The organism is Paenibacillus sp. BGI2013 (assembly GCF_002843485.1).
Lineage (GTDB): Bacteria > Bacillota > Bacilli > Paenibacillales > Paenibacillaceae > Paenibacillus > Paenibacillus amylolyticus.
Window position 1 is genome coordinate 165,842 of the sequence record NZ_PJFA01000007.1, and the last position, 26,217, is coordinate 192,058.

19 protein-coding genes are annotated in these 26,217 nt (G+C 50.0%); 15 read left to right on the top strand and 4 right to left on the bottom strand.

Annotated elements, in window-relative coordinates; genetic code table 11:
• Positions 1–33: 33 nt before the first annotated feature.
• Positions 34–819, top strand: coding sequence for an AraC family transcriptional regulator (locus CXK86_RS18740; RefSeq protein WP_036605807.1), 786 nt, complete (start codon positions 34–36; stop codon positions 817–819).
• 347 nt (positions 820–1,166) lie between these two features.
• Here the strand turns inward: CXK86_RS18740 and asd are convergent, their stop codons facing one another.
• Positions 1,167–1,958, bottom strand: a complete 792-nt coding sequence (asd, locus tag CXK86_RS18745) for an archaetidylserine decarboxylase (RefSeq protein ID WP_036605808.1) — start codon at positions 1,956–1,958, stop codon at positions 1,167–1,169.
• Positions 1,959–2,043: 85 nt separating this feature from the next.
• Positions 2,044–3,174 (bottom strand): YheC/YheD family endospore coat-associated protein, encoded by a 1,131-nt coding sequence (locus CXK86_RS18750; protein ID WP_101314233.1) that lies wholly within the window; start codon positions 3,172–3,174, stop codon positions 2,044–2,046.
• A gap of 514 nt (positions 3,175–3,688) precedes the next feature.
• Between CXK86_RS18750 and CXK86_RS18760 the strand changes: the two genes are divergently transcribed.
• Entirely contained in the window at positions 3,689–8,902 is a 5,214-nt protein-coding gene (locus CXK86_RS18760; RefSeq protein ID WP_101314235.1) for a WIAG-tail domain, read from the top strand.
• Positions 8,903–9,073: 171 nt separating this feature from the next.
• Here the strand turns inward: CXK86_RS18760 and CXK86_RS18765 are convergent, their stop codons facing one another.
• Positions 9,074–10,639, bottom strand: coding sequence for a M4 family metallopeptidase (locus CXK86_RS18765; RefSeq protein ID WP_047841259.1), 1,566 nt, complete (start codon positions 10,637–10,639; stop codon positions 9,074–9,076).
• Between the two features lie 44 nt (positions 10,640–10,683).
• Complete coding sequence (locus tag CXK86_RS31880; protein ID WP_144029806.1) at positions 10,684–11,001, bottom strand: hypothetical protein; 318 nt, start codon at positions 10,999–11,001, stop codon at positions 10,684–10,686.
• 397 nt (positions 11,002–11,398) lie between these two features.
• On the opposite strand from CXK86_RS31880, the gene CXK86_RS18770 reads away from it, so the two are divergent.
• The 13 genes from CXK86_RS18770 to CXK86_RS18830 all read left to right on the top strand — a co-directional run bounded on the left by CXK86_RS18770 (position 11,399) and on the right by CXK86_RS18830 (position 26,216).
• Positions 11,399–12,364, top strand: coding sequence for a glycosyltransferase family 2 protein (locus tag CXK86_RS18770; RefSeq protein WP_257467918.1), 966 nt, complete (start codon positions 11,399–11,401; stop codon positions 12,362–12,364).
• 41 nt (positions 12,365–12,405) lie between these two features.
• Positions 12,406–13,518: a glycosyltransferase family A protein gene (locus CXK86_RS18775; RefSeq protein WP_180361795.1), complete on the top strand. Its 1,113-nt coding sequence runs from the start codon at positions 12,406–12,408 to the stop codon at positions 13,516–13,518.
• A complete protein-coding gene (locus CXK86_RS18780) occupies positions 13,518–14,291 on the top strand; it encodes a glycosyltransferase family 2 protein (RefSeq protein WP_101314238.1) in 774 nt (257 codons plus the stop codon). The genes CXK86_RS18775 and CXK86_RS18780 overlap by 1 nt, the downstream gene beginning before the upstream one ends.
• Positions 14,288–15,019, top strand: a complete 732-nt coding sequence (locus CXK86_RS18785; protein WP_036605812.1) for a sugar phosphate nucleotidyltransferase — start codon at positions 14,288–14,290, stop codon at positions 15,017–15,019. The genes CXK86_RS18780 and CXK86_RS18785 overlap by 4 nt, the downstream gene beginning before the upstream one ends.
• A gap of 899 nt (positions 15,020–15,918) precedes the next feature.
• Positions 15,919–16,566, top strand: a complete 648-nt coding sequence (locus CXK86_RS18790; RefSeq protein ID WP_255319776.1) for a GT-D fold domain-containing protein — start codon at positions 15,919–15,921, stop codon at positions 16,564–16,566.
• A gap of 66 nt (positions 16,567–16,632) precedes the next feature.
• Entirely contained in the window at positions 16,633–18,360 is a 1,728-nt protein-coding gene (locus CXK86_RS18795; RefSeq protein WP_257467905.1) for a glycosyltransferase family 2 protein, read from the top strand.
• Positions 18,361–18,712: 352 nt separating this feature from the next.
• On the top strand, positions 18,713–18,991 hold the full coding sequence (locus CXK86_RS18800; protein WP_036605813.1) for a glutaredoxin family protein: 279 nt from the start codon (positions 18,713–18,715) through the stop codon (positions 18,989–18,991).
• A gap of 322 nt (positions 18,992–19,313) precedes the next feature.
• Positions 19,314–20,657, top strand: coding sequence for an LLM class flavin-dependent oxidoreductase (locus CXK86_RS18805; RefSeq protein WP_047841256.1), 1,344 nt, complete (start codon positions 19,314–19,316; stop codon positions 20,655–20,657).
• Between the two features lie 129 nt (positions 20,658–20,786).
• Entirely contained in the window at positions 20,787–22,430 is a 1,644-nt protein-coding gene (locus CXK86_RS18810; protein WP_101314239.1) for an ABC transporter substrate-binding protein, read from the top strand.
• A 261-nt stretch (positions 22,431–22,691) separates the two neighbouring features.
• A complete protein-coding gene (locus tag CXK86_RS18815; protein WP_036605816.1) occupies positions 22,692–23,624 on the top strand; it encodes an ABC transporter permease in 933 nt (310 codons plus the stop codon).
• 60 nt (positions 23,625–23,684) lie between these two features.
• Positions 23,685–24,602 (top strand): ABC transporter permease, encoded by a 918-nt coding sequence (locus CXK86_RS18820; protein WP_101314240.1) that lies wholly within the window; start codon positions 23,685–23,687, stop codon positions 24,600–24,602.
• A 123-nt stretch (positions 24,603–24,725) separates the two neighbouring features.
• The gene (gene ssuE, locus CXK86_RS18825) at positions 24,726–25,274 is read left to right on the top strand and encodes an NADPH-dependent FMN reductase (RefSeq protein WP_036605818.1); all 549 of its coding nucleotides are present in this window, start codon (positions 24,726–24,728) and stop codon (positions 25,272–25,274) included.
• A 69-nt stretch (positions 25,275–25,343) separates the two neighbouring features.
• Positions 25,344–26,216 carry a LysR family transcriptional regulator gene (locus tag CXK86_RS18830; protein ID WP_036673424.1) on the top strand — a complete coding sequence of 291 codons (873 nt, stop codon included), beginning with the start codon at positions 25,344–25,346 and terminating at the stop codon, positions 26,214–26,216.
• The last annotated feature ends 1 nt before the right edge of the window (position 26,217 follow it).

Here is a 26,217-nt window from a genome sequence, read left to right on the forward strand (position 1 = left end):
CAGAGAGATTAACTATCAAGGGGGAGTGGCGACATGCTGCAGGCATCGCCGTCATCATTTGTTATTTTGCCCGCTGTCGCCAAAATTGTCTGTGAACCGGGCTGGAAGTGGCAGAAACGGGAAAAACCGATGCAAAACTATGATTTATTTTATGTATGGAGTGGTGAAGGAACGCTTGTACTGAATGACCAGTCGTATGAAGTTGGCAAGGGGAGTTGTTTTTTGTTCAGGCCAGGAGATCATCCTACTGCAACACATAATAAGCAAAAACCGTTGGTACTTACGTATATTCACTTTGATGTGGACGTGCCTGTTGCTGACGTTCCCCAGTCCTATCGCGAGGTACAGGAAACGGTAGAGTTTGAGCACTTGCTGGCACGTTATGTAAGACTGTTCTTATCGGATGTGTACGGACGTGATGAAGAGAGCCGATTGATTCTGAAACAATTGATGATTCATTTGCTTCGCGCTGATACGGAAGAACCTGTGGAGAAAAAGGTAAGCAACCAGTTGTCCGATGTCATCCAGGAGGTCGCCAATTATGTGCGTCAGCATCCCGGGATTACGCATCGGGTGGAAGATCTGGCTGCGCGGGCTGGCTTATCGCCCCGATACTTCTCGATTAAGTTCAAGGAACTGGTGGGATCATCGGTGCAATCTTATATTATCCGCATGCGTATTGAACGGGCGGAACATCTGCTGGTGCATACCGGCATGAATGTGACCGAAGTGGCGGATGCTCTGGGCTACCGGGATATTTTCTTCTTCAGTCGTCAGTTCAAGCAGTATACCGGCAAAAGCCCGTCCGAGATTCGTTAAAATTCTGATGAGAAAAAAAGGAAACCGTTTCAAGTCTGGAATGCAAGGGTAATTATCTAGCATTCCAGATGACCAAAAGGGGGAACTTGTGATGAACGGAAAACGTCGGGTCCGCAACCGGGGATGCTCTACGAAGGGATGCAATATTTTCCGGAACCGTCTGCGTCGCTTCAAACCGGCAGAGGACTTGCAAGATGTGTGGTTTTGAGGAGAACTCAGCAGACCAATAACGACGGAGCGAAGCTTCGTATTGCATGTATATATGGATGAATATGAATTCATAAAGAGGATGGCGCAATACCTGGTTACAGGTGGTGCGCCATCCTCTTTATTTGCGTATGGACTCATTAGTTCTTCGGTTTTAAACGACCAAGCAATGCACCCATTTTGACCGAATCGCCTGGCTGTAAGCCCGGGTTTGGTTCGAATGTGCCACTCTGCGTCAGCAGAACAACGGTGGAACCGAATTCAAAATAGGCCAGATCATCGCCTTGTGCCCAGGTACTTATGTCCGTATCAGCATATTGTATGCTACTCACGTTCATCGCACCTACTTTGACAACCGCCACTTCACCGTAATCATGTGCGATATACGTAATGAGTCGTTCGTTTCGACTAAGCACGGATCTCATATGGGTCAGGCCAAAGTCATTCACGGGATAAACTTTGCCTTTGATGTGTTCGCTCTCTATTTTGCGGCCGCTGACAGGTGCATGAATGCGGTGATAGTCGCGAGGGCTGAGATAGAGGACGAACCCGTACCCGTGCTTGTACTTCTCCAGATGGGGAGAATGGTTTAATAATTCAGCAAGTGTATAATTTTGTCCCTTAACATTCAGGAGTGTCCCTGCAGATATTGGACCGGCTGCCGTAATCTTGGCATCTACCGGGCTGATCAGTGCATGCTCTGAAAGTTCCAACGGGCGCATGCCCGGCTTTAATTTGCGGGTAAAGAAATCGTTCAGTGAACGGTATTCCTTCCAGTCTTTCTCGGCCTCCTGAACAGGGATGTCGTAGGTCCGGACAAAATAAGGGATAAATGCCTTACTTCCCCGGCTTTTGGAGAAGGCTCCCACGGTCCGGGAGATCCATTTGCGCGAAGAAAGCTCGGTCATTAATCGCAACAGCGTTTTTGCCATGAATATCCCCCTTAGGGTTAATGCGAACTTCAAGGCCGGCAAGACCGGCCGTTCTGCATAATATTGACACAGAATGCACACGAAATCAATATAGTCTCCTATCGTATGTCTGCGGTTGTCTCGGAATTCTTGAATTCTGTTCCAGCAGCAGACGCCCATAAGCCATCGGTTTGCTGTACGTTGCCTTCCAGTGTTCCGACATTCCCGCCTTGCGAAAACCGTAACGCTGATCCCGTCCATTGCATTCAATAAAATAGATCTGGCCGCTGCGCGTTATCCCGAGATCAAGACCCAGATCAGCCAGATGTGGCAGACTGGCCGACAGGTTCTGAGCAATCCGAAGTGCAACGAGTCCGATTCTGTATTCCAGCCGAGCCAACTCGAAGCCAGATTCTCCTAATCCAAGGGCCTCTGCGAGCTTCATGACTTTACCGCCCTGGGCGATATTGCTGACAAACGTATGGGCAGGAGCCGCTTTGGCAAACATGCCTGTTATTCCCCAAAGACCATCGCTGCCACGTTGTACAGATACCCGCAAATCTACCGGCCTGCCCTCATAACGTACCAGTGGGATACGCTCTTCAATGAGGTAGGCATGGCGAAAGATCCGCCTTAGGGTGGCGGAAGGAAGCTGTCCTTTGCTCAATCGGAAGGTAGCCCACCCTTTGCGTGCCGCCTTCGTCTCACAAGTTAGTTTCCACTGTCCATCTCGCTCAAAGACTCGCATAATCCCATGACCAATGCTACCGCTACATGGTTTGATGACGAGGTCATCATATTGTTCCATCATATAGACCAGAGACTCTGGCGTAGCTTTGACTGCACGGGGCAGGTGTTCTCGCAAGGCGAGGTCCTGATGAAGCATGTCATGAATGTGATCTTTACGGTACCGGTTGCGAACGTTGAATACCTGGATACCCTGCAACATCAGCTTGGTAATCTGATGCTGTTCCGTCCGGCGAAGCTGGAGTGAGCGGTTATGAATGACGGAGGGCAGTGGCATACGCTCGCGAACATATCTGCCTTCTTTTTTAACATAGGCAAGACATGTTTTTTGATCCGAATCGATATCTTCCAGCCTCAAAAAGCAGGGGGTTAATCCATAACTGGCCGCTGCCTGTTCATAATTCGCGAGTGATTCCTGACCGGTCCTTCCGGCCGGTATCCCCCGGTACATGCGTGAATCGAACATAATGCCGATCGTTTCTTGGAGCATGACCGTTCCTCCTTCGATGTTATCGCGACCATGGATCGTCCATTCATGGAATGCCGGCCTGTCACCGCATGGCTCAGACATCGCGATAACGCAGACCGGTGTGTAAGATGCATCGCCAAGCACTAGTGCTTGCTCAGGGCGTGTCTAAAACTCCGAAGGAAGCAGGTTTGCCGAATCTTCGTTCCAAGCAAGGAAGTTTTTCGCAGGCGTGCCGGGGCACGTCAAGGGAAAGTGACGTAGTAGGGGGCGAAAAGACGGTGAAAGATGCACTTCAGCGAGTTTTCAGACACGACCTAGATATAATATCCTATGACATAACTGGGACGGGGGCGTGGACAGCCGCCTTTCCTCTGCAGCCCTGACACGCCTATTTCCACGAAGATCATCGAACCTTCCTGTCTTGACGCCTGTACATCCGTACTCTGGAATCCGCAAAAGTCATAAATGAAGTGGCAGATGCCCATATGGAAGCATATGATGCCGGAGACGAACGTTAGAGGAAGGAGCAAGCTGCATGAGTAAAAATGGCAAAAAGAAGGTTCCAACGCCGAAACTGCGGCATGTGAGCCCGAAATACAAAGAATTGGAACTGACTGATCGCCGGGCAGACAAGATGAACTCAGGTTTCACTGTGAATAGGGAAGAACGTTTGAATACGAATAAAAGGGAATCAAGGGCTGTTCAGGAGTCGGAAGAATTCCTATTCGACTCAATGGAGCTACCTGCTTCAACAAACGAGCTGGAAGAGGTGGAGATCGAAGCCGAAATCAAGCCGGAACCCGTAGAGTCTGATAGCAAGGAAATCGAGACAGAAGATAGCTCGGATAAGCAAATTCAGGTTAGCAGCGTGGCTCCGCTTGTTCTGGAAGAAGAGGTGGATATCATCAAGCAAGAAACAACAAGCAAGGACCGGTTGCAGATCCTGAACCAGAACCAGATGCCGGGTCATACCGGACATTACATCTACACGGACGACTTGAGTGAATTTGCTGTTACGGAGAGCAAGTTGGCTCCTTTCTCTGTGGATGCCTCCAAGCTGAAACCGGATGCGGTCGGCAGTGAAGCATTGCAGGATTATGCGGTGACCAGCATTCACATTGCAGACGGGGCCATTGTTTCAGCGAAACTTGCGGAAGCGTCTGTATCTGAGGAGCACCTGATTGACGGTTCTGTGTCTGGTCACAAAATACGAAATGCTTCTATTGCCGGTGAGAAAATCAGAGATGGCAGTATTACTTCTCAGAAGCTTGGCAACCAGGCCATCGATTCGGCCAAAATTGCCGACGGCTCCATCAGCACAAGACATCTCAGCCGCATGCTGGTAACGGAAGAATTAATCAAGAATCATGCCGTAACTGGAGACAAGATCGCGATTAGCGGGGTGGATACAAGACATCTCACGGGGGGAGCTGTGAATACCTCCAAACTGGCTGACGATGCAGTGACTACATCCAAAATTCGGGAAGCTGCTGTCACAGGCAGCAAAATCGAAGAACACTCCATCGAGTCTCACCATATTCAGGCAGGTGCTGTTAAACAGACACATCTGGCAGAAGGGTCTGTCGGTCGTTCACAACTATTAAATGGAAGTATTGGAAGTGACCAGATAGAGGATGGATCCATACAAACAAGACATTTAGCTGAGGGTTCACTAACTGGAAGACATCTACTGGATGGTTCAATCGGTTCAAGCCAGATTCGAGCTCATTCCGTTGGCAAGGAGCAGATTGGCAATGGAGAAGTGGGCAGTGAGCATTTGACAGAAGGTGCAGTAACCAGTAGCAAACTGGCAGACCAGTCTGTTGGAACAGCAAAATTGCTGGAGCAGTCCATTACGGCATCCAAGATCTCTGATCAGAGCGTCATATCTTCCAAAATTGCGGATGAAGCCGTACAGGGTAAACATCTTGCCAAAGGGTCCATTCGTGCGGAACACATTGCGAATCGGGGAATTACGCCAGTACATGTGGACAATTCCGCAATTCACTCTATTCACATTGCAAGTGGAAGCATCGAGGCAGCTCATCTATCTGCCGGAAGTGTGTCCGGAGACGCTCTTGCAGACGACGTGGTGTGTGAGCGGCATCTTGCAGAGTCGGCCGTGGGTACGTATGAATTGCAGGATGGTGCCGTTACAGACGTTAAACTTGCGGATGGAAGTGTGACAACAGAAAAGCTTGGAACGGCATCGGTGAGTAGCAGAGCGCTTGCCCCGGGAAGTGTTATATCCTCGCATCTTGCGAGTGGTGGAGTCACAGGGACACATCTGGCTCCAGGCAGCGTGGGTTCCGAGGCCCTGAGACCTTATGCAGTGAAATCGGAACACTTGACAGAACATGCCGTAGGTGTACCTCATCTTCAGCCGGGTAGTGTTGAAACGGATGCGATTGCACGGGCCGCGGTCACAACAGACAAATTGGCTATTGATAGTGTAACTTCAGCCCAGCTGGCTGGCGGGTCCATTTTTCCGCCTCATCTAACAGATCATGCGGTTACCTCCCCCAAGCTTTCACCAGAGAGTGTTGCAACAGATAAACTGGCGGATTTTGCTGTCACATCAGCTAAACTGGCAGACGGCAGCGTGACTTCTTCCAAGATTATGGCAGAGAGTATTAACGCCAAACATATTCCAGCAGGAACCATTCGCGGATATCACTTGAAGCAGCATGCCGTTTCCCTGGAACATTTGTCGGAAGAAATACGCTCGCCGGAATTATTTGCTGATGGTAGTATTACCGGCAACAAACTTCAACATGGCTCCATAAGTGCGGACCATTTGACAGCAGAGTCGGTATCCGGGACAGAACTGCAACAGGCTGCTGTAGGTAGCGAGCACTTGCAGCCATCCGTTGTACAATCCGTCCATCTGGCTGAAGGCAGCGTGAAATCTGACCATTTGGGGACTCAAGTAGTGAGCTCACAGCATCTGAAGCCAGACATCATTCATGAGGAGCATATTGCTGAACAGGTGGTAACATCGCATCACTTGGCACCCGGATCTGTCGAAACAGACCATCTGGCACCTTTATCCATTACAGCGGCCCACCTTCAGCCAGGTTTGATCAGTGGTTTGCATCTTCAGGCAGAGTCGACAAGTGCTGTTCACCTGCAGCAAGGAGCTGTGCATTCCCGTCATATTCAAGATGGTGAAATTCTTCCTCATCATATCCATGAACGCAGCATCGGAACATCTCATCTGGAAGAAGAAGCGGTAAGTACAATTATTTTGCAGGATGAATCTGTAACACGCTCCAAACTAGCAACGGGTAGTGTGGATGGCAGCAAATTAGCTGCAGGAACCGTATCGGCTACTCACCTTGCCAATGAAAGTGTGCAAACCCATCATATCCAAGAAGGAGCAATCCTTGCTGATCATATTCAAGAGTGCAGTATTGGCTCAGTTCATCTGGATGAGCAGTCTGTAAGTGCAGTTCATTTGCAAAATGGATCTGTAACAAGTGCCAAACTGGCGGATGGCAGTATCAACGGCAGCAAATTGCTTGAAGGAACCGTATCGGGGGTTCATATTGCGTCCGAAAGTGTGCAAACCGGGCATATTCAGGCAGGGGCCATTCATGCTGACCATATTCAGGAGCGGAGCATCGGCACAACCCATCTGGAGGAGGAAGCAGTAAGTGCGATTCACCTGCAAAATGGGTCTGTCATCAGTACCAAACTGGCCGACGGCAGTGTAACGGGCAGCAAGTTGATCGAAGATGCGGTGTCGGGAATCCATATCGCATCGGAAAGTGTGCAATCCCGCCATATTCAGGAAGGAGCAATCTTTGCTGACCATATTCAGGAGCACAGCATTGGCATGCTTCACTTGGAACAGGAAGCAGTAAGTGCCATTCATCTGCAAAATGGATCTGTAACAAGTACCAAGTTGGCCGACGGCAGTGTAACCGGCAGCAAGTTGCTTGAAGGTGCAGTATCAGATATCCACATTGCAGACGATAGTGTGCAATCCAGTAAGATTCAGGCAGGAGCCATTCATGCTGATCATATTCAAGAGCGGAGCATCGGCACAGCACATTTGGAAGAGGAGTCTGTAAGTGCCATTCATTTGCAAAATGGATCTGTAACGAGTGCCAAACTGGCGGATGGCAGTATAACTGGCAGCAAGTTACTCGAAGGTACGGTATCCGGGGTTCATATCGCATCGGAAAGTGTGCAATCCAGGCATATTCAGGCAGGAGCTATTCATGCTGGTCATATTCAGGAGCGAAGCATAGGCACAGCCCATCTGGAAGAGGAAGCCGTAAGTGCGGTTCATCTGCAAAATGGGTCCGTAACAAGTGCCAAATTGGCTGACAGTAGCATTAGTGGCAGCAAATTGCTCGAAGATACTGTATTGGGGAGCCATATCGCGTCGGAAAGTGTGCAAACTCGCCATATCCAGGCAGGAGCGATCCTTGCTGATCATATTCAGGAGCACAGCATTGGTACGTTCCATCTGGAAGAGGAAGCAATAAGTGCGGTTCATCTGCAAAATGAATCTGTAACGAGTGCCAAACTGGCGGATGGCAGTGTGAGCAGCAACAAACTGCTTGAAGATGCGGTGTCGGATGTCCATATTGCCAATGGAAGTGTGCAATCGCGTCATATCCAAGAGAAAGCCATACATGCTGACCATATTCAAGAGCGAAGCATTGGAATCTCCCACCTCAAAGCCGAATCGGTAAGTTCGATTCATCTGCACAATGGTTCCATAACAAGTGCCAAAATGGCTGACGGCAGTGTAAACGGTAATAAATTGCTTGAAGGTGCGGTATCGGCTATCCACATAGCAGACAAAAGTGTGCAAACTCGTCATATCCAGGATGGAACCATTCTTGCTGATCATATTCAAGAACGCAGCATTCGCACAACTCATCTGGAAGAGGAAGCAGTAAGCGGGGTTCATCTGCAAAATGGGTCTGTCACCAGTGCCAAATTGGCCGATGGCAGCGTGAACGGCAGCAAACTGAGTGAGCAGAGTATTACCTCTAATCATTTGAATGCGGGGATTGTAGGTCCAGCGCATCTGAGCGAAGAGATATGGAATGCGATTCGTCAGTTCAGTGGAGAAACGCTGGAGCAACTGGCAGCTATCAAAAGACAAGAGGGATTGCTTCAACCAGAAAATGAGGTTGTACAGCAATCACAGCAGGTAATCGTCGAGGCATTACCGAGTGCTGGTCTGGAGCAACAACAAGAGCTGATATCCCAAACAGATCAGCTTGGCGAACCATCGGCAGCTTTGTTCACAACAGAGCCGGCAGTGCAGGCAGATCAGGAAGATCAGGCTCAGCAACCACAGCTTGAACAGTCACAGGAGATCGCTGGAACTACGGAGTTTATGTTAAGTGAACAATCGATTAAACAGGAGCATCTGTGTGATGATGCCGTGGGCAGCAGCCAGTTGCAATCGGGGGCAGTTCAGGCCAAACATCTGGCCTTCCAACCCGTTCGCAGCGTAAGCAAACAACCGGTTGTACAACAATTCGGGATGGAAGCTTTTGTACTGCCAGAGAGTGAAGTATGCACAGAGGTAACTGTTGTTTTTGAAGAATCATTTGCTTCAGAACATTATGTGATTGTGGGCATGAGCAATGATCGGGGATTCCAGATTTCCTTGCTCTCGCAGAGTGAGGATGAAGCGGTACTTGAAGTGTCACGTACAGCAGATTGCAAGCATACGTACGGATTGTTGTCATGGATTGCTGCGGGACCTTCGCAAGGATAGTGCAGGATTGTATCCGTAATAAACAAATGACAAAAGCGGTGTCCAGAGTTGTCCGGGACACCGCTTTTGATTGATATCAGCTTAATCCGTTCGGACGGTGAGGGGTGTCTGAACGTTTTGTTACCATTATGATGAGTACATTATAAGTTCAATTACAATAAAAATTAGATTTTACAGGCCTACAGCTTGATACGCTTTGGTAATAGCAGTAGCTTCAGCGGAAGTTGCTCCGTACAGATCTTTGGCTGCTTGAATGGTAGCTGTTTTGGCAGCGGCAAATTTGGACGTTGGTGTCAGGTAGTTCACCAGTGTGCTGTAGAAAATCTGGATCGCTTTATCCCGACCGATTCCGGTAACAGTCACACCATTATGTGTTCCGCCTTGAGCAGCAAGGAAATAGGCTTTATTGATGATACCACTGTTGATATGGACACCGCCGTTGTCCTGTGAGCCTGTGTAGCGATCGCTGTATTTGTCAGGTTGACCATACAATGTAGGGTTGGAGAGGGAGCGCAGCGCATCTCCTGGAGTGTTAGGTGTGTAGATATCATCACCGAGCAGCCAGTTTTTGCTTTGGATCGTATTACCGAAAATATCGGCAAAGGCTTCATTGAGTGCACCTGGTTCATTGCGATATTCCAGATTGGCTGTATATTCAATAACACCATGCGTCAATTCATGGCCCACAACATCCAGATCACCAGACAGGGATCGGAACATCGTTCCATCTCCGTCACCAAAGACAATCTGTGCCCCGTTCCAGAAGGCGTTATTGTAATTGGAGCCGTAGTGCACGGTTGATCTGATCAACAATCCGTTACCATTAATACCGTTACGGTTGAATTTGTTTTTGTAGAAATCATACGTAGCAGCCGCATGAGCGTGAGCATCTACACCTGCACGATCGGTCCATACATTATCCGAATCCGTGAGCAAGCTACCAGGCAGTGAGGAGCCATTGTTCGCCGTGTACGTTTGGATGCCATTGCCGCGAGTGGTGTCTTTCAGTTGGAAGGTGCTGCCGGATTGAGTGGTTGTCAGGGTTTTGGTATCACCGAGTACACCTGTACCTGTTCCAGTAGCGAAGTTAATGAGGTCAAACTGGGATACGATACTGCCATCCACTGCGTTAATGAAATATTTGGTCCGTAGAGGGGCAGGTTCCAGTACGTTTACTTCCGTAATGTAAACCAGATATGTCTGACCATCTTCTTCATGATGATAGATGTTCAATTCAGCTTGAGGTGTGATTTCCGCGGCACCAAGCTCTCCAATCCGGGAGGTTGCTTCTTCGGTTGCAATACGGATCGCGTCTTCTCCGCTGATCTCGGCTACACCATCATTCGGAATGGCCTGCTCTTCAATCGGTGGAAGATCGCCAAGTGCGGAGCTCACGGCTCCGGTTTTGTCCAGGTGGACCGTCTGTTCTGCACCATAAACCGGGATACCTTTAATATACTGTTTCAGGCGGAAGTGTCTTACGCCAGATGTATCTGTGTTTCTTTTGACAATTTTGAGCTGGGATTTCACATCGGAATTCAGAAATTGTTCCTGCTGTCCAAGATAATTAAAGATAGTGTCATCTGTTCCACTGTTCAATGGAATACCCTCCTCAGAGGCATAAGGGGCCTGAAGTGGAATGGATTGATCAGACACTGGAGCTGCAGTAGCAGAGGATACGGAAGCGAGCAAAAGAGCTCCTCCAAGAATTGTTGGCATAACTTTGGCAAATTTCATAGTAAACTCTCCCATTCTTAAACTTATTTTTGGTTGGAAAATGTTCATGCCAGTCTCGGTTGGAATTCCGTCTGCAACTTGGGCAGCGCGGAGCGTGGGGCTAGACCTGAAGCGTGGAATGAGACAAGAAACGATTGGAACAAAATCGGCTTGGCCTTAGCTCGGGAAGTGTTAAGCACGACACCAAACAAAAAGGATAACCGTTTATTCAGTTCAACCCGAAGGTTTAATCGTCTATTGTGTTCCTCTTTCAGAAAGCCGGGGGTTGTCCAATTGCGCAGGTAGAAGATACGTTCACGGAAAACTGGGGTGTTCAATCCGGGTTTGCGTAAATGACAAAGGCAGTGTGTTCTGAACGGCATCACTCCTCTCAAGAGTAGAATGTATCTGCTTAACAAGTTCTGTGAATGAGGTCATAATCTAATCAACCTAAGGTCAATAAATTGGTTTAAAAAATATAGGGGAACTTATGTTCACCACAAGGTTATTTTTGTAAATAAAACTGCTTGGAACGTATATTATCACAATGTAAAACTTTGGAAAAGATACAATTTTAGATTTTTGTTAAATTTGTGTCTGAAGTAGGGGAGAGGTAGCGTTTTTCACATAATTTGACGTATTTTGTCTAAAAGCAAGGCCTGTACCCTCGTGTTCACAGAGAGAACCTGCTTAGTGCAAGGACAAACGCCGTTTCCACTGCTCCACGAATACATAGAATAACGTGTACTCCCTTGGCATGCCGATGATCGAATGCGGGAGGTGAAACTGTTGCGCAAAACCCGTACCACAGCACGTTATGCAACCCGATCGAATGTGACACGAAGAAAAACAGTGCTGAAGAAACGAAGATGGAAGACTGGACACAAAAAGGGTACAAAGGCCTATACGTTCGTTATTCCATCCAAACAGCTGATGTCACAGGCTAAGGATGGAGTAGAGAATGGAGCGGAAAATGGCATGAGTGATGCTCCTTCACACAGGGATGTTTCTCAGCGACCGATGCTCTCGGTCATTATCCCTGCTATGAATGAGGAGAAAAGGATTGGTGCAGTTGTACGTGAAGCGCTGCGGATATGCCGTGATGCTGAAGTGCTTGTCGTTGTGAATGGTTCAACAGACGGTACAGCTAAAGCAGCCAAACGGGCTGGAGCACGCGTGCTCACGTATGCCGAAGCGCTGGGGCATGATGGAGGACGAAAAGTAGGCGCAGCGGAGGCGCGCGGTCAGGTATTGTTATTTACTGATGCAGATATCGCAATTCCCGCAGAGCATCTTGCACCTTACGTGAAGGCTGTGCTGAAGGGAACGGATGTGGCGCTTAACGACTACCATGGGCCGGTCACTCATCATCCCGTTCATCCCGTAGTGGAGGCCAAGCACATGTTGAACAGCATACTCGCAAGATCCGATCTCCGGGGGGCTTCCATGACAGCTATTCCACATGCAATAAGCCGAAAAGGACTTGAGGTCATGGGGATATCCTCACTGGAAGTTCCGCCACTCGCACAAGCGAAGGCAGTGATCGGCGGACTTCGGGTACGCGCTGTTCATCACGTACCTGTGGGTAGAATGAATGCAGTACGAATCAAGAAGCGAAGCGGACCTGATCCGCTAAGTCAAGTGGTACTGAATGATCATATGGCAGCAATCAAGTGGATTACGGATACGCTCGGTCCCCGCGGAGGTTATACCGATCTGCAACGTGTTCGCAACCTGGCGAGGTAAGCATGTCGCATCGGATGATGCAGCATGCTGGAGGTGAGGAAATGAAGGGACGTTCAGGGGTTGTCCGCCGCAGGCGGACAACAAGTAGACCAACGACAGCAGGAAGAACAGTAATGAACAAGCGTCATAGGAACAAGAAACATGTAGATATTCAAAAAAAAAGAAGAAGCCGAGCAAAGTCTGGCCCAGTAAATCTGAACTTGATGTGGAAAGTGGGGCAAGTTGCAGGAAGCGAGGCAAAGGCAAACAACACAGTATCAGAAGAACATGCACGTCTCGTATGGAATGCACACGCGGCGAACATTGCGGAGCTAAGCAACTTCGAGCTAGCTCTGAAGGCAGGTAAGGCATTTATGCAGGGTTATGCTCAGGCCTCGGGGCATTCATTCCAGATCGTGCCGCTACCTCTTCGTCATTCGGCTGCTGCTGTTGTCTGTGCCTGTAATGAGGAACACACACTGGGGCAGGTGTTATTGCAACTAAAGCGGTTGCCTCTGACGGATATTATTGTGGTACTGAATGGAACGACAGATGACAGTTTGAAGCAGGTACTAAGGCAGCCGGGACTTACAGTAATCTATGAACCGGATCGGGCAGGACATGATGTGGGCCGGGCACTTGGAGCCAAGATGACGGATGCGGAGACGGTACTTTTTGTGGATGGAGATATGGTCGTCTCGGCTGAACAGCTTGCACCCTTTCTGTTCGCGGTTGATCGAGGACAGGATGTGGCGTTGAATAATCTGACGTCTTTGCTGCCTGCGTTTGCAGGGCAGGATGAGGTAAGCCGGATCAAAGCATATCTGAACCGAACATTAGGCAGGGCAGATCTTGGTTCCAATTCCATGACAGCCGTGCCTCATGCATTATCTCGTCGTATGATTCAGACCGTGAAGCCAGCATCACTGGCCGTTCCACCTAAGGCACAAAGTCTAGCTATTCAGCATGGAATGAACGTCTCGGCACCAAGTCAGGTGGATGTTATTCGTTCCAATCGGTTGCGTCCTGGTAACACGGGAAGTGGGAATGATGTCGCCAAATTGATCATCGGGGATCATCTGGAGGCACTGGCTACATTGCTGGGTACAGGTTGGAATCCAGCCCAGGCACATACACTCTCCCGTGTAGAAGTGGCCTACAGGAGGAACGCCTAATGACACTGACGAGTATGATTATCCCAACTTACAATGGTCTGGATCTGATCAGGCCCTGCATCGATGCCATACGTCAATACTCGGGCGCTCCTGCGTCATATGAAATTATCGTGGTAGATAACGGTTCGACGGATGGAACGGCTGAATATTGTGCGCTGGAGCGAATTCGATTTGTAAGGTTCCCGGACAACCGGGGGTTTCCGGCAGCGTGTAACGCTGGACTTCGTGCAGCTTGCGGGGATGAGCTGTTGCTGTTGAACAATGATGTTACGGTCACGCCCCGTTGGCTGGAGAACCTGCGAACGGCTCTGTACAGTGACGCAAGTATTGGGATCACGGGGCCTGTTACGAATTATGCAAGCGGCATCCAGCAGATTAAACTGCAGTTTCGGGATATGGAACATTTTCAGGAGTTGGCCAATTCCAATAATGTTGTGGATTCTTCAAGGTGGAAGGAAGTACGCCGGATCGTCGGTCTGTGCATGCTGATGAAACGAGATGTGGTGGAATCGGTTGGACTGCTTGACGAGGCATATTCTCCGGGACACTATGAGGATGACGATTATTGTTATAGAGCAAGATTGCAGGGATACCGCCTGCTGGTATGTGGAGATGTTCTCGTGCATCATCAGGGAAGTGCCAGCTTCCAGAAGACAGATCCGGTAGCGTGGAAACAGCTGCTTGAGCGTAATCGTTCGATTTTTATGAACAAATGGCATGTCGATCCGCTTGAATATATGGACATATCCGATGAAGGAGGGAACGTGGAATGAAAGGTGTAATTCTTGCCGGCGGAACAGGAACTAGACTGTATCCGCTGACCCGGCTCATTAACAAACATCTGCTTCCAGTCGGTAAACATCCGATGATTATGTATGGCATCGACAGGCTCCGCCAGGCAGGCATTGATGAACTATTGATTGTGATCAACAAACATTCCGCCGGGTTATACACAGAGTATCTTGGTGGCGGAGCAGATCATGGGGTCAAGTTGACTTATCGCATTCAGGAAAAGGCAGGCGGGATTGCGGAAGCATTGGATCTGGCAACTTCTTTTATTCTTCCTGGCGAAAAATTCGTTGTGCTTCTCGGTGATAATCTCTTCAGCGATGATCTGAAGCCTTATGTGGACCGTTACATGCAGCAACCTGCTGGTACAGCGCGAGTTCTACTCAAAGAGGTGGATGATGCACGACGTTACGGGGTGCCTGTTTTTGATCCAAAGCATCCTGAGCGAATCTCGTACATTGAGGAGAAGCCAAGCCAGCCGAAAACCTCTTATTGTGTGACGGGCATATACATGTATGATGATCATGTATTTAACCTGATTCGCAACATTGCGCCGTCTGCGCGCGGAGAACTTGAAATTACGGATGTGAATAATCACTACGCGTCTGCTGGCGGACTGGAATACGACATTTTGCAGAAATACTGGAGTGATGCAGGTACATTTGAATCGCTCCAGGAAGCAGCTGTCCGTATGAAAGGACAATTGCCCTAAAATATATGCGACTGATGCTGCCGCTGTGCGGTGCCCCATGCGAGCAGAACACTCTGCGCCGGAGCTGGAAGGATGCTCCGGCGCTTTGCGCAGCGACAATCCTCGTGCATGCCAAAGGAGGGAATGGCGTGAGAGTAGTGACACGCACCGGGGCCGCTAGGGCCTCCGTGTCGGGTAAACCCCGGGGCATCCACCCGGCCGTATTTATGGGCAGTGGCACTCCGGCAGCAGCAGGTACAGGGTCTGCTGGAGTCAAAGGTGTGAAGTCAGGGAAACGGAGTACCCTGACCAAAGCGGGTACATCTGCCGGCGCATCGCATAAGGCTGCTGCAAGGAAAGCCAGCAGCACAGGCAGTGTTGTTGGCAGAGTAGGCAAAGCTGGCTCTGCGGGCGCGAGCAGAGCGGCAAGAGCCAGCCGCACCGGCAAAGGCAAAGCCGGCCTGCGCCAGGCCACTGCTGGGCGCAGGCCGGCATCCGCGCGGGGCCGGCGTGCCGCTGCCCGCGCCAAGCAGCGCACGGCGATGCGCCGTGCGCCCTTGCCAGCACCGCAAGCCAGCACGCCACAGGCGATGCCTGCCAGCGGTGCTGGCCCCGCCCCGCGCCAGGCGACACACCCGAAGGGTGTCGCCCCCGCGGGGCGGGGAGGCGCTGCCGGCGCGAAGGCGGGCAGCGCGAAGGGCTTGCCGCCTCCGCCCGCGGAGCACGCAGTGCAGGCGGAGGCCGTGCCCGGCGGCTACGCCGAGGGCTACCGCGACGGCGTATTCGCCGGCGGGGAGGCGCTGGTGGCGCAGCACATCCCGCCGGATCACATTCTGCCTGCCGTGGCGGCGGCAGATCTGATCGCGGCGGGATTCCGCCAATATGCGCCCAGCCTGGCCCGGCTGTCCAGCCCTCATGAGATGGCTGGACACATCACGGCGGCGCTGGATGCGCAGCGCCCCTTGTCTGTCGTTCGCCTCGGAGATGGCGAACTGCTCACGCTGGCAGCCGATACGGTGCTGCCAGGCCACGAAGTGCAGGAGCTGGCACCGTTTCTGCCCTATGCAGGGGTGCCATGCTCAACCCCCGACATCCGCGCGATGCTTGCGGAAGCCATACAGGCCGCCGACTGGGTTGGCGTGCCGATCTCGCGGGCACCGACATTCCAGGGGCTGTTGTTCCCGGTATTGCGCCACTTCGGGATCGACTGGTCCCGGCTGAAATTGACCAGCTCCACGATCAATTACAGTCTGCATCAGTCCGGCCTGGTGTTGCCCTTGCTGCAAGGTCGGCGGGTTCTGCTCATAGGCAGCCAGGCACCAGAGCTTGCGGCACTGCTGCATAACCGGGGGATTCATGTCACAGGCATCATTGGTTCTGTGGCGGGAGTTATGGATATTCCGAGGGTGATGCAGCAAACCTCAGAACATGCTTTTGATATCGCTTTGGTGGCGGCAGGAATTCCGGCGGTCATTCTGTGTCGGCGAATTGCAGGTGAACTCGGCAAGGTCGCTCTGGATTTTGGACATTTGGCTGACAAACTGGTAACAGGAGAACTTCAACTCTAGTGGACCGTCCGGGGGCTGGTCATGTGCGTGTTTGCCTCACGGACAAGTGGAAATGGAGGGAGCAACATGAGCACACCCGATCAACAGCGCGGGGAAAAACGTCATAGCCGCAACAACAAGGTTAAGGCTCGAAACGTCATCCGTCGAAAGGGCCACAGTCATCACAACATCACTCCAAATATCAGCACTCACAGTGACAACAGCCGCGGTGAAAACAACCGGAATCGCAGCATAAGCAGCGAAAAAAAAGCGGCCCGCCGTGCCACACAGCACGATGTCTCGCGATCTGACATGGCAGTCCTGCATGCAGCAGGTCGTCGCTCTATACGGAAATCCAGACGTAAAGGCAAAAGCAGGCGCACACCCAAAGGTGCCAGGCTCTACAAACAGGGGTATACCAGAGGATACAAAGAAGGTGTTCGCCAGGGACAGAGCTCGTTTGGTCTTGTATTTGAAGGGGTCAGCATCATTATTCCCACGTACAATCAGCGGGAGTATGTGCTGAAGTGTGTGTCCAGTATCGAGAAGCATACCCCTGCTCCCTACGAAATCATCGTCGTGGATAATGCCTCCAAGGATGGAACTGCCGAGGCCATGCTTCGCAAAGGCGGCATGGTGAGGGTGGCTGCCCTGGATAAGAACCGGGGGTTTGCCGGAGGTGTCAATCATGGGCTGATGATGGCGAGAGGACGACATATCATCGTGCTGAACAACGATACGCTCGTTACTCCGGGCTGGCTGGATAACATGATGACTTGTCTTGCCAGTGATCCGAAGATTGGTGTGGTGGGCCCGGTGACCAACTATATTGGCGGGGATCAGCAGATTCAGGTTCCGTACCGTGAGGTAGAAGAGATGTGGTCTTTTGCCGCCACACATAATCGTCCGGATGCAGACAAACATCGAATAACCGATCGCTTGGTCGGATTCTGCTGGTTGTTCTCACGGGAGCTGCTGGAACGGGTAGGTTATCTTGACGAAGGGTACGCGGTGGGCAATTTCGAAGATGATGACTGGATCATCCGAGTGAAGCTGGCAGGATACCAACTTGCGGTAGCCGGGGATGCTTTTATCCACCACTTCGGAAGTGTCAGTATGAAAGCCTTGGGTGAGCAAGACTTTGCTGTAGTGAATAAGGATAACGAGCAGTTTTATAGCCAAAAGTGGGGAGATCCCCATGCGCTGGTTGCCGAAACCTCCCGCTTGGCTAGACAACAAACCTCTGGTACCCCATCCGATCAACAAGAGGAGGGTGACACAAACCCAATGGATCCGCGTCAGCGAATCTCAACGCAGGGCAGCCAAGATCCAGCATTACAGTTCAGACACAGTTATGACTTCTACCCGGAAGGTTCGTTCCTGTCCGATGCCAAAGGAGATGTCTATACTTTAACCGGCGGTCGGCGGCGGAAGCTGAATATCCCTGTACCGCGTGGAATATCTCCTGTTCAGGTTGCCAAACCGGACCTGCTCGCCATTCCTGCCGGAGAAGCACTGATATCAGCGGGGGACGTGCAAGGATGGCCGAGGGAATCACAACAGGTGCATACGACAGCGGTTCATGGTTCTCACAATGGCTGGGCAGAAGGAAGTATTGTTGCTGCAGTGGATGCACCCGAGATTCGATATCAGATCAGCGGAGACAAGCGGAGACGATTTGTATCGGTCTATGCGGCAGAACGTTGGGGTGTACATTCTGGGCATATTATCAGCGTGTCTGCGGACCAACTTAATTCGATGGAAGAAGGCTGGCCCATTATCGCCCCACCTCAGCTCTTGAACCCCGATCTGTAATGTCAGGCGATCTGTTTATGCGAATCAGCAGCATGATGCGGAATGGAAAATGTAGCGGTACCCTGTGTAATCGCTCTGATTCATTCCGCATCCGAATATTACATATGAGTTGGTAGCTAGACTACTGAAGCAGTGCGATTCATTCCTGTAAAATAAGCCATCTTTCAAATTTATAATTTAATCTTTCTATTTGGTTATAGGTTTATTCTATTAGCAGATCCATTGACGCCTGAAGGGTGCAGGAGTACATTTATAGCCATAATTCTTATTTAACAGATGGGAATTGAAGGTCTAGGGCGTTCATATTCAATCGCCCAGATCTTGATCTTAAAACTAATCAGGAGGTATGTCGATGTCATCATCAACCAAAAAAGTCGTGCTGTGGAGCAAAACAGGCTGTCATTTCTGCGGGGAAGTAAAAGCATTTCTGACAGAGCGAAACCAGCCTTTTGAGAACATTGAAGTGCAGGGTAATGACGTGCTGCGTGATGTGCTTGAAGCAAAATATGGCATTCGGCATGTACCTGTCATTGAAGTGGGAGGGGACGGCAAGTTTGAAGCCTTGCTGGAACCTGATCTGGAGAAGCTGGCTGAACTTCTGGCACGAGCGGACGAAGCGGCAGCAGTCTAACGGGAGTTGATATATACCTTTGGAGCAAGCCGTTCCGGCTGCTGCATGATGCAAGATCGCATTTGTACAGCAGCTGGAACGTTCAAAAGCTATGGCTCACTTGGGATGTAAATGGTCATATTTACATCTTCAATGTTCATATAGAAAAAATCTATTAGTCGCGCTGTTGACCCTTTTACGGGGCAGTGATAAGATTTGTGAAATTAAAACAAACCAAACTCATAGGAATAGTTAACTTTTAAGTTATTTCGCTTACGTAATCAGTTCAGTTGGCCCTTGATCATTCTTTTGAAGATTCTAATCCAAGGAAGGCGGAGTGCATATGACAGCGAAACGCAGTTTGAAATTTGGAGCCATTATTCATGGGGTTGGAGGAAGCAACACCACATGGAGACACCCGGAGGTTCTGTCGGATGCCAGCGTTAACTTTGGATTCTACAAACGTCAGGCACTGAAAGCGGAGGAAGGCAAGTTCGATCTGGTCTTTATCGCAGACGGTCTGTATATTACCGAGAAATCCATTCCGCATTTCCTCAATCGCTTCGAACCAATCAGTATCCTCTCCGCTTTGGCTGCCGTTACTTCACATATTGGACTGGTAGGCACCCTCTCGACATCCTATAGTGATCCGTTCACCGTAGCCAGACAGTTCGGTTCCCTCGATCAGATCAGTGATGGCCGTGCAGGCTGGAACGTCGTGACTTCTCCGCTGGAAGGTACAGCGAAGAACTATAGTAAGAGCAGTCACCCTTCGCATCCGGAACGTTATCGCATTGCCGCGGAATATTTACAGGTAACCAAAGGGTTGTGGGACTCTTGGGAAGATGATGCCTTTGTAAGAGACAAAGAGAGCGGCGTATTCTTCGATCCATCCAAGCTGCACACGCTTAATCATGAAGGAGAGTTTTTCTCCGTACAAGGTCCGCTCAATATTGCCCGTTCACGGCAAGGACAGCCGGTGATTTTCCAGGCAGGTTCATCGGAAGATGGCAAAACGCTGGCGGCGCAAGAAGCGGATGCTGTCTTTACCGGACACGATACGATTGAAGATGCACAGGCATTTTATAAGGATGTGAAAACACGAGCGGCTTCCTATGGACGTTCTTCACAGGATATTGTTATTCTGCCAGGCATCAATCCTATTGTTGGACGGACGGAAGAGGAAGCGGAACAGAAATATCAGGAGATCGCAAGTCTGGTTACCATTGATAAAGCGCTGGATTATCTGGGACGTTTCTTCGAACATCATGATTTCTCCCAATATCCACTGGATGAACCGTTCCCGGAGCTGAATGGCATTGGAAGCAACAGTTTCCGCAGTGGAACTGACAAGATCAAGAAGGATGCCAAAGAGCAAGGATTGACGTTGCGTGAAGTGGCTCTGCGGGCAGCAACACCGCGCAGCAAATTCCTGGGCACACCGGAGCAGGTTGCTGACAAGATTCAGGAATGGTTCGAGACGGAAGCGGCGGATGGTTTCATTATTGCTTCGGAGCTGCCAAGTGGATTGTCTGATTTTGTGGAACTGGTTGTTCCGATTCTGCAAGAACGCGGTCTGTATCGTACGGACTATGAACACGATACATTGCGAGGTAACCTTGGGGTACAGATTCCGGTTAACCGTTATACGGCTGCGAAGAAGCAAGTTGTATCTGATTTGGCATAACGGAGATGAACCCTATTCAATTTACACTACGTTTCGTACTACTTTAAAACCGACTTAACTCATAGGATATATAGAGTATTGGTATAAACATCAATTAATGACACCTGTATACACAGAGGGGGAAGCGATATGAACAGGTCTATCTCATGGATGAAATATATGGCATTGGCAGCAGTATTGGTGATGGTATTATCCGGTTGCGGAGCGGCGGGAGGCAGCACGAACAGTACGGCGCAGGCATCAGGCGGGGGGCAGGCCGGGCAAGCTGAAGGAGGCAACCTGACTTTTGCACTCGCGACTTCACCGGATACGCTTGACCCTCATCGTAGTGGGCTTGCCGTAACGGTGCGTGCCATCCGGACGATCTACGATAATCTGGTCGTGCAGCTGCCTGATGGTTCCATCAAACCTTGGCTTGCCACGGAATGGAGCGTATCCGAGGACGGCAAGAGTTATACATTCAAGCTGCGTGAGGGCGTGAAGTTCCATGATGGTACACCGTTTAATGCGGAAGCCGTGAAATACAATCTGGACCGGGTGATCGACCCGGCCACCAAAGCTGCCAATTCTCTAGCCCTGATTAGACCTTATAGCTCCTCCGAAGTCATTGATGAATATACCATCAAGGTAAATCTGGAATCACCATCGCAAGCTTTTCTCGGTAACTTGAGCCAGGCACTTCTGGGGATCGTATCCCCTACGGCTGCCCAAAAATATGGCGACCAGCTGGGTAAAAATCCGGTGGGCACAGGCCCGTATACCTTTGTGAAATGGGATGAAAATGCGGATATCGTCGTTGCCAAAAACAAGGATTACAACTGGGGACCTGAGACGGTTGAAAATAAAGCCGCACCCCATGTGGATACGATCACATTCAAGATTGTACCGGAAGAAGCGACGCGCATCGGAAGTGTACAGAGTAGTCAGGTACTCGCTGCCGAGACGGTTCCCCCGCAAAATGTTGCTGCATTGAAAAACGATCCGAACCAGCAACTGTTGCAGGCCAACACGGTTGGGTTGCCATATACACTCTTTTTCAATCTGCGCAAAGCGCCTTGGGATGATGTGAAAGTAAGGCAGGCGGTACAATCCGCCGTAGATGTGGAATCGATTGTCAAAACATTGTATCTGGGCAACTACGAACGTGCATGGTCCGCACTGTCTCCTGGAATCCTGGGTTATGATGCATCGCTGGAAGGTAGCATTAACCCGGACATCAACAAAGCCAATCAGCTGCTCGATGAACAAGGCTGGGTGAAAGGCGCTGACGGTATTCGTGCCAAAGACGGCCAGAAACTGATCCTGCGTTATGTCGATGGTTCGCCCAATCGGGAGAAACGCAATGACATTGCCGCCATTATCCAGCAACAGTTGAAACAGGTTGGCATTGCTGTTGAAGTCGAGATTACAAAAGACGTAGCAACGGTCATCTATCAGAACTGGGATTATGATCTCTATGGCAACAGTCAGGTCAATTCTGATCCTAATGCCTTGTACGCTTTCTATCATACGAGTGCAGAGGGCGAGCGCCCGACATTGTCCGGTTTGTCTGATCCAAAGATCGATGAATTGCTGGAGCAGGGAGCGGTCGAGACGGATCCTGATAAACGTGTTCAGATCTACAATCAAATCCAGCAATACCTGATTGAGCAAGCGGTAATTCTGCCGATCTATGTATTCCCGTATACCGTCGCTGCATCCAAAAAGGTCGAAGGCATCAAGTTTGATTCATTAGGTTATCCACTCTTTAACGACGTCCGCATTCAGCCCTAACAGAGGTTGTTCAAAAAGTCCACTTTTGATTACGAGTCATGCCTAATGGCATGATCAGCATCGAATATGAAATTCAGCCGAAATAAGCGGGGGGCTTACGAAGGATGTTTCCTTCGGAAACATTTCAGTTGCTCACGTAGTTTCCTACGCTCCGCTACTCCATTTCTAGCTTCATTCCATCTTCTCGGTACTGAAAACTGGTCTTTTTGAACACGTACTATAGGAACGACCAATCCAGATTCAGGAAGGAGATATCCCGGTATGGTTCAAACGATACTGTCACGACTCGCAACATCGCTTCTGGTTATTTTCGGAGCTTCGGTGCTGGTGTACTGCATCATGTATCTTCTGCCGGGTGATCCGGTTCTGCTCATGCTGGACCCGTCCTCGGCTACCCCGGAGATGATCGAGAATCTGCGGGTTCAACTTGGATTGGATCAACCGTTTTATATCCAGTTTGCGAACTATTTTGGTGATATGCTGCGTGGGGATTTCGGTAAATCAATGATCAATTCCGATCCGGTTTTGCCGAAAATACTGGAACATTTTCCAGCCACACTGGCTTTGACCGCACTCAGCTCAATCATTGCCATCACGATTGGAATTACACTTGGTGTATTGTCTGCGATTCATCGCAATGGCGTGATTGATTTCGTCGCCCGGCTCGTTGGACTGTTCGGCATTTCCATGCCAACCTTCTGGACGGGGATACTGCTCATCCTGTTATTTTCAGTACAGCTTGGCTGGTTCCCGGCGATGGGTTCCGACGGATTCAGCTCACTGGTTCTTCCGGCTGCCACACTGGGTCTTGTGGGTGCAGGATTTATTGTACGGATGGTGCGTAACAGCATGCTGGAAGTGATCAATGAACCATTTATTGTGGCGTTACGGGCCAAAGGACTTTCGGAACGTGCCATCATGTATGGTCATGCACTGCGTAATGCGCTTATTCCTGCAGTAACGGTAATCGGCATGCTGATCGGTGATCTGCTTGCGGGAACCGTTGTGGTGGAGACCGTCTTCTCTAGACAGGGGATCGGCCGAATTATTGCGGATGCGCTAATGGCCAAGGATCTGCCAGTGGTGCAAGGCGTTGTTTTCTTTACATCCATTATCTATGTGGTCTTGAACCTGCTGGTGGATATCTCGTATTCGTACATTGATCCCCGGGTTCGGCGTGCAGTCCGCACATGATGACAGCTGGAACAGTCAGAAGTGTCCTGACGCGGAGTATGAAAGGAGGAGTTGTTGCTCATGAGCATGAAACCTTTGGCTGGTGACAAAAAAGCATGGGCCGGCAGTATAGGACGTATCCATCTGTGGAATCGCCGCCCTTGGCGTTATCGCGTCTCATTCGCGGTATCCCGATTATTCTTTTATGTAGCATTGCTGGTGGTAGTGTTTACCGTGGCATGTGCGATTGTACCGGGCTGGATTGCGCCCTATGATCCAACTCAGATGATGACGGATGCCATTCTGCAGGCTCCTTCTGCTGCGCATCTGTTCGGGACGGACTATTTTGGCAGGGATATCTTCAGTGTAGTTGTGCATGGAAGCAGGGATTCGCTGCTCATTGGATTTGCTTCGGTGCTTGTGGGCGGTATTGTTGGTAGTGCTCTTGGTATTATCTCCGGTTATGCCGGAGGAATTGTTGATACTATCACGATGCGGGCTGTCGATATTCTGATGGCTGTACCCGGCGTGCTCTTGGCACTGTCTGTTGCAGCTGCTCTCGGGCCAGGATTGATGAACATTGCACTGGCTGTTGCGGTTTCCTCCATTCCGGGTTACGCACGGGTGATGCGTGGGCAGGTCATATCAGTTAAAGGTCTGCCTTTTATTACAGCGACACGTTCACTGGGCGGTTCCAATGCACGTATTTTCTGGAAACATGTACTGCCACATTCGTTGTCACCCTTGCTGGTCATGGCTACGCTTGGTGTAGGGACATCAATTCTTACGGGTTCCGGACTCAGTTTTCTGGGACTTGGGGTGTTGAAGGAAATACCGGATTGGGGCGCATTGCTCTCACAAGGTAGAGGGTATCTGACGGTTGCCTGGTGGATCTGTACGTTCCCGGGTCTGGCGATCACGTTGTTTGTACTGGCGGTTAATCTGATTGGAGACGATATTCGCGATCGGCTGGACCCCAAAGTAAAAGGAGCGGCTTGACCGCTATTCCAAAATATAAGAATTTATAAGTTTCACCCTATCCATTTTTATATTTCACTGCGAAACGGTAGCTGTGCCACCAGAGGACGGCGACAGCCGTTTACGCTTGAGGAGGAGAAATTCATGTCACATGTTGTCATTATTGCCGGATCACCTTCCAAACGTTCGCGATTGACAGGTCTGACGGATTACAGCAGCCAAAAATTAACGGAGGCAGGCATCACCGTTGAAGTCATTCACGTTGTGGATCTGCCCGCTGAGGATCTGGTGCAAGCCCGGTTTGACAGCTCATTCATTCGTGATGCACTTGCTGTCGTGGAAGCGGCGGATGCAGTTATTGTGGCAACACCGGTATACAAGGCATCGTACTCGGGAGTGCTCAAGCTGTTCCTGGATCTGATTCCGCAAGAAGGGTTGCGGGGCAAGTTGACACTTCCGCTCGTTATCGGTGGCTCTATAGCTCATCTACTCGCGATTGATTATGCATTGAAGCCTGTTCTGGCAGCCCTTGGTGGAAGACATATCTTGGGTGGCGTGTATGCTGTGGATCAGGGAATTGAACGATTGGATGATGGAAAATTTGTACTCTCGGCAGATGTGACTACACGTTTAGATCGCTCGCTGGATGAATTGATATTGACACTGGAAAAGGATGGGATTACGATATCATAAAACCAAGTAAGTGTATTGGATAAATCAATATAAGATCAAACGTCTGCGGACGTGGATACGGAGGCGCTCATGAATATCGAGAATATTGAAGCATTTGTATATATCAATCATTATGGAAGCTTCAATAAGGCTGCCGAAGTACTCTTCTTGTCCCAACCTTCGGTCACAGCTCGCATTCAGTCACTGGAAAGGGAGCTGGGCTGCAAGTTGTTTGATCGGCTTGGCAAACAAATTGTGCTGACAGATGAAGGTCGGAAATTCCTGCCATATGCGCAGCAAGTGCTGCAAGTGATTCAGAAGGGCAAGCAGAAGATTCAGCAACGGCGATCAACACCGGATGCGCTTCGACTTGGTAGTACAGTATCGGTATCCAACTATGTCATTCCTGATTTTCTACCCAAGATCAAGGAAGCTTACCCCGAAATTAACATCAAATTGACGACAGCAACGACGGATCAGCTGATTGCCAAACTGCTTGGTCAGGAGATCGATCTTGCCTTTGTACGCAAGGTCATGCATCCTGCGATCCGTACGGTTGCTTTTTATGAAGATCCGATTCAGCTCTATGTGTACAAAGGGCATCCATTCATTGAGAGCGGGCATGTCAGCATGGAAGCCATCCGGAATGAGCAACTGGTCTTTTTTGAATGTGGTTCACTGGACTGGCTTCGCATTCACCGGGCTTTCGACTCGCTGGAACACCCGCCGAATATTACATACCATGTCGATAATTCGGAGACAGCGAAGAAACTGGTTATGCAAGGGGCAGGCATTGCTTTTCTCCCGGGACTTACGGTGAAGAAGGAAGTGCAGAATCAGGAGTTGTTCCCCATTCAGGTACATGAGGTAGCAGGTGTATCGTTGCAGATCAGCGTCGTTACTTTAAAAGAAGAATATTCGCCATTGGCAGAGCCCTTCGGGGAACTGCTTCGGAAGTTATAGA